This window comes from Martelella sp. (assembly GCF_984369615.1).
Map to the genome: position 1 here is coordinate 12984 of NZ_CFHTCS010000015.1, position 16893 is coordinate 29876.

Here is a 16893-nt window from a genome sequence, read left to right on the forward strand (position 1 = left end):
CTTCAGGCGTCGATGGTGACGCTGAAGGCAAAACGCGCGCTTTCGCCCGGCTGGAGGATCTTGGTAAACGGCCGCGCCTCGAGCGCGGCCCCCTTTTCATGGGCAGCGGCCATGCCGTGCCAGGGTTCGACGCAGATATAGGGCGCGCCGGGCTTGGTCCAGAGCGCCAGATTGGGAAGGCCCTCGAAAACGAAATGAAGGGCGGAGCCGTCTTCTGCGCTAAAGGTGAGGCGGTCGCCGGCGCCTTCCGGGAAGATCATCGCGTCGTCCTCGAAATAGTCATGGTCCAGCGTGAGGATGCCCTCGGAAAAGGGAGAGGGCAGGCGAGAGAGATCCAGAAGCCCGTCGCGCAGGCGGATCATTTCCGGCTCCGCGCGGTTTGCGAGGGTGATGTGGTGGACATGGCCCTTATTCATGCCGGGCATCGGCCAGCGGAAGGCCGGGTGGAAGCCGAAGCCGAAGGGCATCGGCCTGTCGTCATTGTTCTCGACCGTCGCCGAAACGCCGAGCGTTTTTCCTTCGAGTGCATGTTCGATCGCGAGGCGGAAGGCGAAAGGGTAGGATTTCCGTGTTTCGTCCGTGTCCGTCAGGACGAAGCGGCAGAGCGTTTCCGTCTGTTCTTCGAGCGTGAACAGGCTCTTGCGCGCAAAACCGTGCTGTTTCATGGCGAAGGGCTCGCCGCCGATTTCCACCCGGTCGTCGGGTGCCTTGCCGACGATCGGAAACAGGATCGGCGCGCGTCCCGTCCAGAATTCAGGGTCCCCGTTCCACAGCCAGTCGCGTCCGTCGGCGGTCCTGATCGACTGCGTCTCGGCGCCGAGCGGCGAGACGATGACGGCAAGAGCTTCGTTGGCGATGCGGATGGCGTCTGTCATGGTCGGGCCTCGTGGCGCTCTCGTTGCGAGAAGAAAGGAATGCCCGGCGGAGGTTTTGCCGCCGCCGGGCGCCGGTGTCTCAGATATTGTTCATCAGAACCGTGCGCAGCTTGTCGAACAACTCGTCGATTTCGGACTTCGAGATGATCAGCGGCGGCGACAGCGCGATGATGTCACCGGTGGTGCGGATCAGAAGCCCGTCCTCATAGGCCTTGAGGAAGGCCGAGAAGGCGCGCTTGGTCGGCTCGCCGGCGATCGGCTCCAGCTCGATTGCGCCGATCAGGCCAAGATTGCGGATGTCGATGACATGCGGGCAGTCCCTCAGGCTGTGAAGCTGCTCTTCCCAATAGGGCGAAAGCTCCTTGGCCCGGGTCAGCAATCCCTCCTCCTGGTAGGTCTCGAGCGTGGCAAGGCCGGCCGCCGACGCGATCGGGTTGCCGGAATAGGTGTAGCCGTGCATGAACTCGATCATGTGCTCCGGGCCGTTCATGAAGGCATCGTGAATCTCGTCCTTGACGAAGACCGCGCCCATGGGGATGACGCCGTTGGTCAGTCCCTTGGCGGTGGTCATGATATCCGGCGTCACGCCGAAATACTCGGCCGCGAAAGGGGCGCCGATGCGCCCGAAACCGGTGATAACCTCGTCGAAGATCAACAGGATGCCGTGCCTGTCGCAGATTTCGCGCAGCCGCTGGAGATAGCCCTTCGGCGGAATGAGCACGCCGGTGGAGCCGGCCACGGGCTCGACAATGACGGCGGCGACCGTCGAGGGGTCATGCAGCGCGACGATCCGCTCCAGAGTGTCGGCAAGGTCGGCGCCGTGTTCGGGCTGGCCCCTGGTGAAGGCGTTCTTCTCCGGAAGGTGCGTATGGGGAATGTGGTCGACGCCTGTCAAAAGCGTGCCGAACATCTTGCGGTTCGAGACGATGCCGCCGACGGATGTGCCGCCGAAATTGATGCCGTGATAGGCGCGTTCGCGGCCGATCAGACGGAAACGCTCGCCCTGGCCCTTCACCCGGTGGTAGGCCAGCGCGATCTTCAGCGCGGTATCGACGGATTCGGAGCCGGAATTGGTGTAGAAGACGTGGCCCATGCCCTGAGGCGCGAGGTCCACCAGACGGTTGGCGAGTTCGAAGGCCTTCGGGTGGCCAAGCTGAAAAGCGGGCGCATAGTCGAGCTCGCCGGCCTGGGCGCGGATCGCCTCGGTGATCTTCGGTCGGCAATGACCGGCATTGACGCACCACAGCCCCGCGGTGCCGTCGAGCACGGTGCGGCCGTCGACCGTCTTGTAATACATGTCCTTGGCCGAGGCGAACATGCGCGGCGCCTTCTTGAACTGCCGGTTTGCGGTGAACGGCATCCAGAAGGCTTCGAGGTTGTTGGGGGCGACGCGGTCGGACATAAGCTGCTCCACAGAAGAAAGCGACCCGTTTGCCGGGCAGTGCTTTTTTGAATTATACGGTGGAGCACGTTATCAGCGGATGGAGCGCCGTCAAGCTGGAAGGCATGCGCGAGGAGCGCAAATGGCGGCGGCTCGCGCCTTGGTCCTTTCTGTACCCCGGCGGGGGTTCGCCGATTGCCAGACCGCCCCGATTGTCAGCACCGGAAGCGGCGGTCCGCACGGGCTCAGCCTGCGAGGTCAACTCGCAAGCGTGTCGCGCCAGCCCGAGCGGTCATAAATGTCATCGAGCGTTTCGAGCAGTTTCTTCACCGGCTCCGCGTGGGTGCTGTAATAGATCGTCTGCGCCTCGCGACGGGTTTCAACCAGGTTCTGCGCCCGCAACTTCGAGAGGTGTTGCGAGAGCGCCGACTGACTCAACCCTACCCTGTTGGCAAGCGCGCCGACGGGCATTTCATTCTCGATCAGAACGCAGAGAATCTGGAGGCGTTTCGGGTTGGCCATGGCTGCAAGAAGACAGGCTGCAACAGCGGTTTTGTCCGTTTGTGTGGTTGTTCTCACGGTGATGATTCCTTTGCTGGACATCGGCGCTACACAAGTCATGTATAACAAGAGAAACTTACACAAGCTTTTATAAAAAAGTAATCTTAAATTTTGGGTATTTTACAGGCGAATTCGTGGACAAATTCAAGCAATTCATCATGATTAGTCGAGACTTTTTCAAAATCATGCCGCGCTATAATTCGTCTTTCTCTAAAATATATACCTTCCGGGTCGATGTCTATAAAGGCATATTCTTTGTTTTCGACTTGGAGGAACATGCTTTCCGCATGCTTTGCAGCGTAGGAGAAATCGAACCACCGATAGGTCATCAATGCGCCGGGCCGCACAAGGTCCGCCCCTTCCAGCGCGAATGCCTTGCCGAAACCGCCGTTGAGATTGGCCGAAACCGGCTCCAGGCGGAACAGGTTGAAATCGGGGAAGTCAATGTAAGTTTTTGCTTTCGGGTGTCGGCTGAGAAAGCGCCGGCGCAACCAGGCGTGGTGCACGCTTTCGCGGTCAACAAGGCGGGCATGGCAGCGCGTGGTCAGGCGCGGATGGGCCAGCGGATCGCCCTTGGCCGGCTCTCCGGTCAGGATTGAAACGCGATCGTCCGCCTCGATCGCGCGGGTGTGGACGGAAAGCCCGGAGACCAGGATCGCCGGTGCGCCGTCAATATCGGTTGCCAGCAGAACGCGGCTTGCGAACGGGAAGCCGGTTTCCTCTTCGTTGACGGCAAGCGCGGCGTAAGGGGCTTCCCGGACAAGCCGGCGGGCCAGCGCCCTTGCGGCCCCGTCGGTTTCGCGCAGGATATTTCTGTTCATCGGGTTTCCTCCTGTCCGGTTTCGGTCGGGCGGGCGGCGGCAAGGTGCATCATCATGTCCTGCTCGGTGATCGTTCCGGCAATCCGTCCGCGATCGACGACGCCGATCGTGCCCGGACGCTCGGAAAGCGCGCGCAGGAGCGCTGCCGCCGACGTGCCGGGCTTCACCGTCGCCGATATGCGGACATCGAGCCGTGCCCGGTCGGTCACGGGCTGCATGATGTCTTCAGCCGTCAGAAAGGCAAAGCGGTTGGCATGGGCGACGAAATCGGCGACATAGCCGCTCGCCGGCCTGCTGACGATCTCGCGCGGCGTGCCGGTCTGGACGATCCTGCCGGCCTGCATGATCGCGATCCGGTTGCCGAGCTTGATGGCTTCGTCGAGGTCATGGCTGACGAACAGGATGGTCTTCTTCAATCGATCCTGAAGCGACAGCAACTCATCCTGAAGATGGGCGCGGATCAGCGGATCAAGCGCGGAGAACGGCTCGTCCATCAACAACACCGGAGCGCCGGTGGCAAGCGCGCGCGCGAGCCCCACCCTTTGCTGCATCCCGCCGGACAGGGCATGAACCGGCTGATCGGCCCAATCCGTGAGCCCGACAAGCGCCAGCTGTTCCTCGACCCGATCGCGTCTCTCCTTCTTGGGGGTGCCTGCAAGTTCAATTCCGAACGCGACGTTTTCGGCAACGCTGCGCCATGGCAACAGGGCGAACTGCTGGAAAACCATGGCAACCGAACGGTTCCTGAGCGCCCGCAGCGCGCGGCCGCCATCGGCGTAGGGGTTGATCGGCCCGTTCTCGGTCTGAACCTCCACGGTGCCGCGGGTTACCGGCGCCAGGCCATTGACGGCGCGCAGCAGCGTCGATTTTCCGGAACCCGAAAGACCCATCAGCACGACGATCTCGCCCTCGCCGACCGCAAGCGAGGCATCGCTGACGCCAACGAGGTTTCCCGTCTTCTTCAGAATGTCATCGCGAGAAAGGCCGGCGTCGATCAACGGCAGGGCGCGCCTGGGGCGCTTGCCGAACACGATATCGATATTTCGCAGTTCGAGGGCCTTGTTCATCGAAAGGGCTTTCGAGACGGATGACGGAGAGCCGGGCGGCGGGCGCCCGCGCGATCTTTTCCACAAACCGGCCGCCGCGACAAGGGCGCTGACTGCCGTCGCCGAAGGCCGACCCGGCGTCTTTTCTGTGACTTGCGGCATTTTGCGCTTTATCGGCGCCCGTCGTTTTCGGCAAAAGAAAGCCGGAAGGATCGGTGGAATGGCCAAGCTTCACTATTACTACGCGACGATGAACGCGGGAAAATCGACGCTGCTTCTGCAGGCGGCCTATAATTACCGCGAGCGGGGCATGCATGCCGTGATCCTGCTGGCGGAATTCGATGATCGGGCCGGCAGGGGCGTCGTCTCGTCCCGCATCGGGCTCAAGGCCGATGCCGTGACATTCGGGCCCGAGACCGATCTCTTCGAACTGGCCGGGCGGCTGAACGGCGAGAAGGCCATCGATTGCCTGTTTGTCGATGAGTCGCATTTCGCCACCGCCGGTCATGTCTGGCAGCTTGCGCGGATTGTGGACGAACTCGGCCTTCCGGTGATGGCCTATGGCCTCAGGTCCGATTTTCGCGGCGAGCTGTTCCCGGCCTCGCGGGAGTTGTTCGTTTTGGCAGACGAAATCCGCGAAGTGCGGACGATCTGCCATTGCGGCCGCAAGGCCACCATGGTGGTCCGGCTTGACGGAGAGGGCAATGTGGCGCTTGCCGGCCCGCAGATCGAAGTGGGGGGCAATGAGCGCTACGTTTCCTATTGCCGCAAGCACTGGAAGGAAAAGACGGGGTTGAGATAATCGCCGGGCGCGCAATGCCTCAGTCGATGATATTGAGGCGGATCGCCTTGGCCACGAGCTGCGCCCGGTTGACGCAATCCATCTTGCGGATGGCGTTGGCCAGATAGGCGTTGACCGTGTGGTCCGATAGCCCGAGGATGCCGCCGATTTCGTGCGATGTCTTGCCCTCTGCCGTCCAGCGGATCACCTCCGTTTCGCGCGCCGACAGGCTGCCCATGGGGTGGCCGGGGGGATCGCGCAGTTCGCCGTGGCGCCTGAGGGCGCGCCGGGCGATGCGGGTGAGGGCAAGTTCCTCCTTGCTGCCGAGCGGCTCGCGATTGCCGAAAAACAACAGCGCCGTCTGCCGGCCCGGGTCGGCCGCGAACGTGAACACCACCCCCATATTGATCCCCAGGGCTCGCATCCGCTGGGCAAAATCGGTCCGGCTCAGGTCATCGCATTTGAGGATATCGTCAAGAGACCATTGCAGCGGCGCGCCCGCGCGCCTGTGGGCTGGCACGAAGGGCATGGAGCGCAGGAGGCCGACATGATCGTGGGATTCGATGAAAGGACGAGGCAGCGTGGTGCAGTGCACGAGAGCAGGCGCGATTGCCGCCCGCGGTTTCGGCACATCCATCAGCGTGAAATGGATCAGGCCGAAATGTGATGCAATCGAGGCGAGCGGTCTTGCAAGAATCTCGATCTCTGCGGCAAGGTCGATATCGCGCATAAATTGAACTATCTTGACTTCTTCCGGAGGCCGCATGCCCTCGCCTCGCTTGGCTTTGTTATTGTTTTCCATAGTGCAGCAATGAGGATCGCCGCTTGCCGCGCATCTGCCGGCAAGCCCGGTTGTGGCCGGATCGCTCAACCGGCCATGCAACCTTTTCTGGCAATATACATGTACCGTCGGTAATGTCGAGTTGCGCTAAAATAAAAGATGCTCTTTTTACGGGTAAGTTTCGCGCCAGATCGAGTGCTGCATTCGCCGGTCTGTCCGGGAGGGGCGTGGACGGCGCAAAGCCGTGCAAATCATGAACGGAGGGGCAGCCCGTCTCGAGACCGCGATTTCAGGCGCGCGCGCGTTTCGGCGGCGCCGGCACCTCCTGCCGGCGCGTCCGGGGCGGGGAAAAACGAATGCGCCATTCAACCGGCGCATCGGCCCGAAGACCGGAACCGGTCTTCGGAAAGCAGATTGGGAGTGCTCAACAAGCGGGAGCATGCCTAAGAACGGACGGCGTCCTGAAAGCAAGATGCGTAGATAAAATAGGTTAGAGCGTCCTTTGTGCGTCCGAATGGACGCACGGCGCTCTAGCCCGCGTGGCGATGCTCTTCCTGCGCCAGGTCCGCTTCGACCACGGCAAGCGTCGCCATGTTGACGATGCCGCGCGAGGTGACCGATGGCGACAGGATGTGAGCGGGAAGCGCGCTGCCGAGCAGGATCGGCCCCACATGCAGGGCGTCGAGCATGCCCTGAACCACAGTCATGGTGATATGCGCGGCATCGAGCGAGGGGAAGACCAGGAGGTTGGCCTCGCCGGCGAGCGTGCTGTTGGGCATGACGCGCTTGCGCAGCGCATCGGAAATGGCGGTGTCGCCGTGCATCTCGCCGTCGACTTCCAGGTCCGGCATCCGTTCGCGGATGATTGCGAGCGCCTCGCGCATTCGCGCGGCGCTTTCCGAATCGCGTGACCCGAAGTTCGAATGGGAAACGAGCGCTGCCTTGGCAACCATGCCGAAACGCGAGACGGCGCGCGCCGACTGGATCGTGGTTTCGGCGATCTCCTCGGGCGTCGGGCAGTAGGTCACGTGGGTGTCGGCGAAGAAGGTCGCGCCGCGGTTGGAGATCAGCAGGCCCAGGCTGGAGAAATCGCGCACATTCTCGTGCTTGCCGATGATATTGCCGATATCGCGCAGATGCCGGTCGAAACGGCCTTCCACGCCGCACAGAAGCGCATCCGCATCGCCGCGCTTGACGGCGAGCGCGCCGATCACCGTGGTATTGGTGCGCACGATGGTGCGCGCGCGATCCGGCGTCACGCCCTTGCGAGCAACGAAGCCGAGATATTCCTCGACATATTCCCGAAACCGCGAATCGCTTTCCGGGTTGATGATGTCGTAATCCTCCTGCGGTCGCATCCTGAGGCCGTAGCGTTTCATGCGGGTCTCGAGCACGTTCGGTCGTCCGATCAGAATCGGCCTGGAAATGCCTTCCTCGATCAGCACCTGCGCTGCCCGCATCACCCGCTCGTCCTCGCCGTCGGAGAAGATCACCCGCTTCGGCTGGGCCGCCTTGGCGGCGGCGAAGACCGGCTTCATGACGAGGCCGGAGCGGAAGGCGAAGCGGTTCAGGTGATCGTAATAGGCCTCGTAGTCCTCGATCGGCCGTTCGGCGACGCCGCTTTCGGCCGCAGCCTTCGCCACGGCCGGCGCGATGCGCAGGATGAGGCGCGGATCGAAGGGGGAGGGGATCAGATAGTCGGGCCCGAAGATCAGCGGTTCGCCGGTGGAAGAGTGCGGCACTTCCCACACCTCTTCCTTGGCGAGCCCGGCAATCGCCCGGACGGCGGCCATCTTCATTTCCTCGTTGATGGTGCGCGCGCCGCAATCGAGCGCGCCGCGGAAGATGTAGGGGAAGCAGAGGACGTTGTTGACCTGGTTGGGAAAATCCGACCGGCCGGTGCAGATCATCGCGTCCTCGCGTTCGGCGCGCGCGAGATCCGGCATGATCTCCGGCACGGGATTGGCCAGTGCCATGATCATCGGCTTGTCGGCCATCTGCTTCAGAAGCGCCGGCTTCAGCGCGCCTGCGACCGACAGGCCGAGGAAGACGTCGGCGCCCTCGATGTGGTCGGCCAGTGCGTGGGCGTCGCTTTCCTGGGCATAAACCGCCTTCCACCGATCCATATTGGTGGTGCGGCCCGGATAGACGAGGCCATCGATATCGAAGACCCAGATGTTCTCCCGTTTTGCCCCGAGCGAGACGAGAAGGTTGAGGCAGGCGAGGGCCGCAGCGCCCGCGCCCGAGGCCACGATCTTGACGTTCTCGATCGACTTGCCGGCAAGCTCAAGCCCGTTCAGGATCGCGGCGGCGACGATGATGGCGGTGCCGTGCTGGTCGTCGTGAAAGACCGGGATCTGCATCTTCTCGCGCAGGATGCGCTCGACCTCGAAACATTCCGGCGCCTTGATGTCCTCGAGGTTGACGCCGCCGAAGGTCGGCTCGAGCGCTGAGATCGTCGAGACCATCTCATCGATGGTCGGCGCGTCGATCTCGATGTCGAAAACGTCGACGCCGGCGAATTTCTTGAACAGCACAGCCTTGCCTTCCATCACCGGCTTGGAGGCGAGCGGGCCGATATTGCCAAGTCCGAGGACGGCCGTGCCGTTGGAGATGACGGCGACGAGGTTGCTGCGCGAGGTATATTTCGCCGCATCCGACGGATTGTCGTGGATTGCGATGCAGGGCGCGCCGACGCCGGGAGAATAGGCAAGCGCCAGGTCGCGCTGGTTGCCGAGCGGCTTGATCGCCTGAATCTCGAGTTTGCCGGCCCGCGGATAGCGGTGGTAGAAAAGCGCCTGCTGCTGCAGGTCTTCTCCGGCGCCCTTGGTTTCTTTGGGTTCGCTCATCGTCCTGGTCTCCTTGTCCGGCGCCGGTGCCCGGTCTCCTCAATGCCGGGCGACTATATGGGCGGAAATGGCGAAACTCAATCCACCGCCGTCGCACGGCCCACGGTTTCGACTCCGGCCTCAAGCACTGCGGGCCAGCGCTTTCCGGCGACTGTCTGTTTACCAGGACAGATGTTTCACTCAGCGCATTTTCAGGTATTCTGGCGCAGGACAGGGCGGCCTCACGAAGACGCCGATTGTTTCCAAAGACCGTATGGAGTCACAGATGAATAAAATGCTGCAGCCGATGGCGCCTTACTTCCTGGCCCTGCTCAGGGTCGTTGCGGGCCTGCTCTTTCTTGAACACGGCACCCAGAAGATCCTGCATTTTCCCGTGTCCGACATGCATCCGCCGATGTTCTCGCTGCTCTGGTTCGGCGGCATCCTGGAGATCGTCGGCGGCGCCCTGATCATTGTCGGGCTCTACACGCGCATTTCGGCCTTCGTGCTTTCGGGCATGATGGCGGTTGCCTATTTCATGTTCCATGCGCCCAACAGTTTCTTCCCGGCGCTCAACGGCGGCGATGCGGCGATCCTGTTCTGCTTTGTCTTCCTGTATTTGGTTTTTGCCGGTCCCGGAGCCTTCAGTCTCGACGGCAAGAGGAAACGCTGACCGTCTCGTCCTGCGGGCCGGCTTTATTGCGGCGCGATGATCGTCAACCGCCCCCTCTTGCGGGGCGGTCCGCCTTTCCAATGTCAGCGCGGGGTATCGCAACGGCCTGTCGCGCGTTATGGATTCAAGACACTGCGCCGGCCTCGCATGACAGGCCCGGTCGAAAGCCCTGAAGATGATCGGAGCGGCGGGATGAACACTGATCCTGAGAACGAAAACGATGCCCGCCTGCATGAGGCGCGGCTGCAGTTCCTGACCTGGGAACGCCGGCCGGAGGATATCGACGCCCCCGCCCACCGGGCCCGCTGCGCGGCCCTGGCACGGCGTGCGGGGGCGGTGATCGACGAAACGGCCTATGTTGCCGAAAAGGCCGCGGTTTTTACCGATAGGCTTTATCTCGGCGCGGAATCCTACATTGCCGGTTATGCCGTAGTGCGCGGCGATATCGCGATCGGCGCCGATTGCACGGTCAATGCCTATGCCTGCCTTGCCGGAAAGGTAAGCTGTGGCGATCATGTGCGTATCGCCTCGCATGCGCAGATCATGGGCTTCAACCACGGCTATGAGGATCCCGATATTCCGATCTCGCGCCAGCCGCATGAAAGCCGGGGCATCATCATCGAGGACGATGTCTGGATCGGCGCGAATGTGGTGGTGCTTGACGGCGTGCGCATCGGGCGCGGCGCGGTGATCGCCGCCGGCGCCACGGTCACCCGGGATATCCCGCCCTATATGATCGCCGGCGGCGTGCCCGCAAAGCCGATTCGCCGGCGCGGCGAGAAGCGCCCGAAAGCGGGCGGCGATGTCGATGGCGCGCTCCGGCGCATAAGCGACAGGATCGGAACGGAATGGCGCGCAATCCTGTCCGCAAACCTGCAGGACGGCGTCTACGTCTCGCGCGGGGCCGACGGCGCGGCGCGCCCGAGCATGCGCCACCTGTGTGATGCGATCGAGATCGCCGCCGGGCTTGATGAAAGGCCGGAGGGTCTGGATATCGATGCCGCGATTTCCAGTCTGAAAGCGGTGCAGGATCCCGATCCCGGCCTTTTTCCCGATCCCGGCCAGCCGCCGAAACCGGATCTTCCCTTACGCGAGGACGGGATTGCGCTCTATAATGTGCTCTCGGTCGGTTATGCGCTGGAAGTGCTCGGCAGCCGGCCGGACCACAGGATTTCCGCCGTCGAGCTTGATGCGCCGGACCTCTGCGCCTGGCTGGAAAACCTGCCCTGGCGGGGAAATGCCTGGGGGGCGGGCGCTGCCGTGGACGCGATCGGCACGGCGCTATATTTCAACGCGCGCTATTTTTCGACCGGTCGGGCCCGCGAAACGCTGTTCGGCTGGCTCGCGCTCCATGTCGACCGGGCGACCGGGCTCTGGGGCGCGCCGACGGCGGCGGAAGGCCTGTTGCAGCCGGTGAACGGCTTCTACAGGCTGACGCGGGGAACCTACGTGCAATTCGGCCTGCCGGTTCCGCACCCCGAAGCCGCGATCAACTCCGTGCTCGCCAATTACCGCAATCATGACGGTTTTTCGGGTTCGTCCTATACCGCCTGCAATCTGCTCGACACGATCCACCCGCTTCTGTTGTGCCTTGCCCAGACGGATCATCGCCGCGCCGAGGCCGAGGCAGTCGCCCGCGCGGTCATCGCCCGCGCGCCGGAGCGCTGGCAGGCGGGCGCGGGTTTTGCCTTTGCAGACGGGCAGGAGGCGGGCCTTCAGGGCACGGAGATGTGGCTCTCGGTCATTCATCTGGCGGCGAAGCTGCTGAAGAGCGAGCATGCGCTGTCCTATGTGCCGAAGGGCGTCCATCGCACGGCGGCCGTCGGCCTCGGGCTTTAGCGCGCCTATCGAACGGAAGGAGACGGCCATGACACGGCGAAAGGCGCTTGTGGTTTATGGCGGCATGGCGATGCATACGCCGAAAGAGGGCGCGGAGACGGTCCGCGATGTTCTTGAGGCCCATGACTTTACGGTCGATGTCACCGATGACTATGACGCGCTCGGCGCCGAGGATGTCGGGGCCAACGCCCTTGTCGTGCCGGTCATCACCGACGGCGCACTCGCACCGGACAAGATGGCGAAGCTGATCGCAGCCGTTCGGGCGGGGACCGGGCTTGCCGGCTATCACATGGGCCTTGCCACGAGCTTTCGCGCCAGCGTGCCGTTCCGCTATGCCGCAAGCTGCTACTGGGTCGCCCATCCCGGCGACATCATCACCTATCGGGTCGAAGTGGCCCGTCCCGACCATCCGATCATGGATGGCATCGAGAGCTTCGAGCATACATCCGAGCAGTATTACCTGAATTACGATCCGGCTGTGGAGGTGCTGGCGACCACCACCTTTTCCGGAGCGTATCATCCGTGGCGCAAGAATGTGGTTATGCCGGTGGTCTTCACCACGACGCATGGCAAGGGCAGGGTGTTTTATTCCTCGCTCGGCCACACGGCCGACGAGCTCGAAATCCCAAATGTGCGCGCCATATTGACCCGTGGACTGCTGTGGGCCGCCCGGCCGCTCTGACTTGCAGCGCCTTCGTCAAGGGAGGCCTCTCAAACAGGAAGGAAATACTGATGAAGCTTTATGTTTATGACCATTGCCCGTTTTGCGTGAGAGCCCGGATGCCCTTCGGGTTGAAGAATATCCCGTTCGAGCTTGCCTTCATGGCGAATGACGACGAGGAGACGCCGATCCGGATGATCGGCAAGAAAATGGCGCCGATCCTCGAGGACAAGGACGGCCATATGGGCGAAAGCCTTGATATCGTTCACAAGGTCGACGGTCTTTCGGGCGAGCGCCTGTTTGGCGGCACGCCGCGCCGGGAGATCAGCGACTGGCTGAAGACCTGGGGCGGCACCGTCAACGCGCTGGTGATCCCGCGCACGCCGGATCCTGTCTTTCCCGAGTTCCGGACCGCTTCGGCCCGGGCCTATTTCACAGAAAAGAAAGAAGCCACGTTCGGCGCATTCGACGGACTTCTGGCCGAAACCGAAACCCACAAGGCCGAAATCCAGAAGGGGCTTGGGGCTCTTGCCTCCTTCCTGCCGGACGCGGAAGCCGCGACGATCGATGACATCATGCTGTTTCCGACGCTGCGTTCGCTGTCGATCGTGCCGGATCTTACCCTGCCGGAGCCGGTCGAAGCCTACCGTACCCGTATGGCCGAACGTTCCGGCGTGCCGCTGGTGAGCGAACTGCGCAAGGCGGCCTGAGGCCGTCAGGCCATGTCCTTGCCGGTGACCTTGACGGTCGGGTCGATCCGGTTGCGCTTCGGCCGCATCAGCGGTTCGGGGCTGACGGGTTGGGTGTGGAGCATGTCGGAGCCGGCCATGATGCCCTCGACGGCCTGGATTTCCAGCCGCTTGGCGTCGCGGCGGCGAATGTCGTCGGTGATCGCGGTCGCCTCGTCCTCGCTGGTGCCGAGCGCGATCAGCGTTTCCTTGCCGAAGACGAGGCCGGATTCGAGCGTCTCGCGCAGTTCATACTCAACGCCGCGCTGGCGCAGCGCCAGCGTATGGCCCCGGTCGTAGGAGCGGGCATAGATGTGGGCGCGCGGGAAATTCTCCTGCACCACGTCGATCACCCGGTCGGTGATTTCGCGCTTCTGGGTGCAGACGGCAACAATCTTGGCCTTTTCGATGCCGGCGGCGACCAGCACCTCCTTGCGGGTGCCGTCGCCGAAATAGATGTGGAAGCCGAAGGCCGATGCCTGACGGATACGTTCGGCCGAATAGTCGATGATGGTGACGTCGCGTCCGCTTGCCAGCAGGATCTGCGCCGCGATCTGGCCGAAGCGGGAGAAACCGACCATCAGCACATCGGCGTCGGCGCCGTCGAAATCCTCCTCCAGCTCCTCGTGGCCCTCCTGCCGGGTCGTGATCCGTTCGGCCAGGCGCACGCAAAGCGGCGTCGCGACCATGGAAAGCGTCACCACCGCAATCAGCACCGAGGCGGTGGCGTTGGACAGGACGCCCGCCGCCGCCGCCGTCGAGAACATGACGAAGCCGAATTCGCCGCCCTGGGGCAGAAGCGCGGCAATGCGGATCGCCTCGTCGTGGCCCGAGCCCGAAACGCGACAGAGCCCGTAGATCACCGCGGCCTTGACGGCAAGGAGCACCGGCACGGCGATGACGATGAGCAGGAGGTTGTCATAGACCACCTGGAGCTCGAGAGAGAGCCCGACGGCGATGAAGAAGATCGACAGAAACACGCCCCGGAATGGCTCGATATCGGCCTCCAGCTCATGGCGGTAGGATGATTCGGCGAGCATCACCCCGGCGAGGAAGGCGCCCATCGCCATGGAGAGCCCCACCATCTGCATGGCCATGGCCGAGCCGATGACGAGGAACAACGCCGCTACGATCATCACCTCGCGCGCGCCGGTGGCGGCGATGATCTGGAACACGGGCGTCAGCACATAGCGGCCGGCGGCCACCATCAGCGCGACCACGAGAAGCGCAAGGGCGGCACTCGTCAGCATGTCGGCGGTTGTCGCCTCCTCCACGCCGCCGCCGAGGATGCTGACAAGCGCCAGAAGCGGCACGATGGCGATATCCTGGAACAGCAGCATGGAGAAGGAGCGCTGGCCATAGCGGGTGTTGACGTCGCCATTGTCGTCGAGGATCTGCATGGCGAAGGCCGTGGATGACAGGGCAAGGCCGGAGCCGGCGATCACGGCGGCGCTCCAGTTGCCGACGCCGCCGAGATAGGCGAGCGGGACCAGAATGGCGCCGGTGACCGCGACCTGGGCAAGACCGAGGCCGAAAATGTCCTTGCGCATGGTCCACAGCCGCGCCGGCTTCAGCTCCAGCCCGATCATGAACAGCAGGAAGACGATGCCGAGTTCGGCGACGTGGAGAACCTCCTCGCCATTCGAGATGCGCTGCAGAACCGGGCCGATGATGACGCCGCCGGCAAGGTAGCCGAGAACCGTGCCGAGCCCCAGCCGCTTGAAGATCGGCGCCGCAATCGCGGCCGCCCCCAGCATCCAGACGGTTTCGGTGAAGAGGCTCTGCGACGTCGCCATATGCTGGTCCCTGAGTGCAAAGAAAAAGAACGGTCGGGGCGCACGATACTTGATGCGATGGGAAGTGAACAATAAATGGAAGCCCAAGGAAAGGCCAATGCCCATGTCATCGAAACTATCCCACAAAGAGTCCGGTCAACTGATCGACCGCGCGGCGCGGATTCTCGCGCTTGCGAAACAGAAAGGCGCCGACGCCGCCGACGTGGTCGTCTCCGAAGGGGCTTCCAACAGCATATCGGTGCGCGAGGGCAAGCGCGAGAACGCGCAGGCCTCCGAAAACCGAGGCTTTTCGCTGCGCGTTTTTTCCGGCGCGAAGGTCGCAAGCGTCTCGACCAATACCGATGACGATGTCGAGACCCTTGTGGACAGGGCGCTGGCCATGGCCCGGGTTTCGCCGGAAGACCCTTTCGCAAGCCTCGCCGATCCCGACCTGCTGGCGCGTGATGTGCCGGATCTCGATCTTTACGATCCGGTGGACGTTTTGACCGAAACGCTTGCGGCGCGCGCGCTTGCTGCAGAAGAGGCAGCGCTTTCGGTCGACGGCGTTACAAGAAGCTCGGGCGCCGGAGCGGCGCGCGGGGCGGTTTCATTCGCGCTGGTGACCTCGCACGGTTTTGCCGGCGGCTATCGCCGTTCCTATTCATCCACGTCGGTCTCGGTCGTCGCCGGCGAGGGCGCGAGCATGCAGCGCGACCATGACAGCGACGCTCGCTCCCACGACGGCGATCTGCGCCCGGCAGAGGAGATCGGCCGGCAAGCCGGGGAGCGCGCGGTCGCACGCCTTTCCCCGCGCCAGCTTGAAACGCGGAAGGGCGCGGCCGTGCTGTTCGAGGCGAGGCAGGCGCGCAGCCTTCTCGGCCACCTGGCCGGCGCGATCTCAGGCTCTGCCGTTGCCCGCAAGACCAGTTTCCTGCGCGATCGTCTTGGCAAGCAGGTCCTGAAGGCCGGCGTGAATGTGATTGATGATCCGTCGATCCTGCGTGGCGCGGGCTCGCAGCCCTTCGATGGCGAGGGCGTGAAAAGCCGGAGGCTGGCGATGGTCGAGGACGGCGTGCTGCAGCAGTGGTTCCTCTCCACCGCGCTCGGACGCGAGTTGGGATTTCAAACCAACGGACGCGGCACGCGTTCGGGCAATTCCCTTTCCGCGTCGCCGACAAACCTTTCCCTCGAGCCCGGCGACAAGAGTCCGGAGGAGCTGATGCGGGAGATCGGGACCGGGCTCTATGTGACCGAACTGATCGGCCAGGGCGTCAACATGGTGACCGGCGAATATTCGCGCGGCGCCAGCGGCTTCTGGATCGAGAACGGCGAGATCGCCTACCCGGTCTCGCAGGTCACCATTGCCGGCAATCTGAAGGACATGTTCCTGTCCATGACGCCGGCAAATGACCTTGACCGCCTCTACTCGATTGCCGCGCCCAGCATTCTTGTCGAGGGGCTTACGCTTGCCGGGCGCTAGATGCGCTCTCGCAAAAGCGCCGGAAGGCTCTATATCTTGCTCTCGTTCCCAATCGGCCGTTGAGGCCGAGCGACCGGGTCGCCCCGGAAAGGCAGATGCGTTTGACTGATCATGAAACCGCCGCCGAGGACTGGTCGTCCGATCTCGCGCTGATTGAAGAAGCGGCACGGGAGGCGGGCGCCGTCGCGCTGTCGCATTTCGGCCAGGACCCGGAAGTGTGGTGGAAGAATGGCGGCCAGTCGCCGGTCAGCGCCGCCGATTATGCCGCCAACGCATGCCTCGAGACAATCCTGACCAGGGCGCGGCCGGACTATGGCTGGCTTTCGGAGGAAAGCCGGGACGACCTCCGCCGGCTTGAGACCGAGCGTGCCTTCGTCGTCGATCCGATCGACGGCACGCGCGGGTTTCTGGGCGGGCAGACGAACTGGGTGGTCAGCGTCGCCGTGGTCAGCCGCAAGCGGCCGGTGGCCGGAGTTCTCGTGGCGCCTGCGCTCGGCGATGTCTACACGGCGATGGAAGGCGGACCGGCGCTGCTGAACGGCGCGGCGATCCGGGCTTCCGAAAGCCGGGGCGGGCCGGACGACGACGAACTCGAACTCTGCCTGCCCGCGAGCCTCGCAGACCGCTTCCAGCCGCGTTTTCGGGAAAGGTTGCGGCGGGCGG

General features: G+C 63.4%; 15 protein-coding genes. 7 read left to right on the forward strand and 8 right to left on the reverse strand.

What is annotated here, in order from left to right; translation table 11 throughout:
* Positions 1 to 2 precede the first annotated feature (2 nt).
* The 5 genes from AC5DC2_RS02705 to choV form a co-directional block, all read right to left on the reverse strand.
* The gene (locus AC5DC2_RS02705) at positions 3 to 875 is read right to left on the reverse strand and encodes an aldose 1-epimerase family protein (RefSeq protein WP_491697388.1); all 873 of its coding nucleotides are present in this window, start codon (positions 873 to 875) and stop codon (positions 3 to 5) included.
* Between the two features lie 79 nt (positions 876 to 954).
* On the reverse strand, positions 955 to 2277 hold the full coding sequence (aptA, locus tag AC5DC2_RS02710; protein WP_491697389.1) for an omega-aminotransferase AptA: 1323 nt from the start codon (positions 2275 to 2277) through the stop codon (positions 955 to 957).
* A gap of 237 nt (positions 2278 to 2514) precedes the next feature.
* The gene (locus tag AC5DC2_RS02715) at positions 2515 to 2835 is read right to left on the reverse strand and encodes an ArsR/SmtB family transcription factor (RefSeq protein ID WP_491697390.1); all 321 of its coding nucleotides are present in this window, start codon (positions 2833 to 2835) and stop codon (positions 2515 to 2517) included.
* Positions 2836 to 2921: 86 nt separating this feature from the next.
* Positions 2922 to 3638 carry a HugZ family pyridoxamine 5'-phosphate oxidase gene (locus AC5DC2_RS02720; RefSeq protein WP_491697391.1) on the reverse strand — a complete coding sequence of 239 codons (717 nt, stop codon included), beginning with the start codon at positions 3636 to 3638 and terminating at the stop codon, positions 2922 to 2924.
* Positions 3635 to 4705 carry a choline ABC transporter ATP-binding protein gene (gene choV, locus AC5DC2_RS02725; protein WP_491697392.1) on the reverse strand — a complete coding sequence of 357 codons (1071 nt, stop codon included), beginning with the start codon at positions 4703 to 4705 and terminating at the stop codon, positions 3635 to 3637. The genes AC5DC2_RS02720 and choV overlap by 4 nt, the downstream gene beginning before the upstream one ends.
* Before the next feature lie 199 nt (positions 4706 to 4904).
* On the opposite strand from choV, the gene AC5DC2_RS02730 reads away from it, so the two are divergent.
* Entirely contained in the window at positions 4905 to 5486 is a 582-nt protein-coding gene (locus AC5DC2_RS02730; RefSeq protein WP_491697393.1) for a thymidine kinase, read from the forward strand.
* Between the two features lie 19 nt (positions 5487 to 5505).
* Here AC5DC2_RS02730 and AC5DC2_RS02735 read toward each other — a convergent pair whose 3' ends face one another.
* Entirely contained in the window at positions 5506 to 6195 is a 690-nt protein-coding gene (locus AC5DC2_RS02735) for a helix-turn-helix transcriptional regulator (protein WP_491697394.1), read from the reverse strand.
* A gap of 581 nt (positions 6196 to 6776) precedes the next feature.
* The gene (locus tag AC5DC2_RS02740) at positions 6777 to 9095 is read right to left on the reverse strand and encodes an NADP-dependent malic enzyme (RefSeq protein ID WP_024708427.1); all 2319 of its coding nucleotides are present in this window, start codon (positions 9093 to 9095) and stop codon (positions 6777 to 6779) included.
* A gap of 265 nt (positions 9096 to 9360) precedes the next feature.
* Between AC5DC2_RS02740 and AC5DC2_RS02745 the strand changes: the two genes are divergently transcribed.
* The 4 genes from AC5DC2_RS02745 (at position 9361) to grxB (ending at position 12957) form a co-directional block, all read left to right on the forward strand.
* A complete protein-coding gene (locus AC5DC2_RS02745; protein ID WP_491697395.1) occupies positions 9361 to 9747 on the forward strand; it encodes a DoxX family protein in 387 nt (128 codons plus the stop codon).
* Positions 9748 to 9939: 192 nt separating this feature from the next.
* Positions 9940 to 11586, forward strand: coding sequence for an acyltransferase (locus tag AC5DC2_RS02750; protein WP_491697396.1), 1647 nt, complete (start codon positions 9940 to 9942; stop codon positions 11584 to 11586).
* Between the two features lie 28 nt (positions 11587 to 11614).
* Positions 11615 to 12268, forward strand: coding sequence for a ThuA domain-containing protein (locus tag AC5DC2_RS02755; protein WP_491697397.1), 654 nt, complete (start codon positions 11615 to 11617; stop codon positions 12266 to 12268).
* Positions 12269 to 12318: 50 nt separating this feature from the next.
* Positions 12319 to 12957, forward strand: a complete 639-nt coding sequence (gene grxB / locus AC5DC2_RS02760) for a glutaredoxin 2 (protein ID WP_024706543.1) — start codon at positions 12319 to 12321, stop codon at positions 12955 to 12957.
* Positions 12958 to 12962: 5 nt separating this feature from the next.
* Here grxB and AC5DC2_RS02765 read toward each other — a convergent pair whose 3' ends face one another.
* Complete coding sequence (locus tag AC5DC2_RS02765; RefSeq protein WP_024706544.1) at positions 12963 to 14771, reverse strand: monovalent cation:proton antiporter-2 (CPA2) family protein; 1809 nt, start codon at positions 14769 to 14771, stop codon at positions 12963 to 12965.
* Positions 14772 to 14874: 103 nt separating this feature from the next.
* On the opposite strand from AC5DC2_RS02765, the gene AC5DC2_RS02770 reads away from it, so the two are divergent.
* Both AC5DC2_RS02770 and AC5DC2_RS02775 read left to right on the forward strand, forming a co-directional pair.
* On the forward strand, positions 14875 to 16230 hold the full coding sequence (locus tag AC5DC2_RS02770) for a TldD/PmbA family protein (RefSeq protein WP_491697398.1): 1356 nt from the start codon (positions 14875 to 14877) through the stop codon (positions 16228 to 16230).
* A gap of 95 nt (positions 16231 to 16325) precedes the next feature.
* Positions 16326 to 16893 (forward strand): inositol monophosphatase family protein (locus AC5DC2_RS02775; RefSeq protein WP_491697399.1); only part of this gene is annotated, 568 nt, incomplete at its 3' end.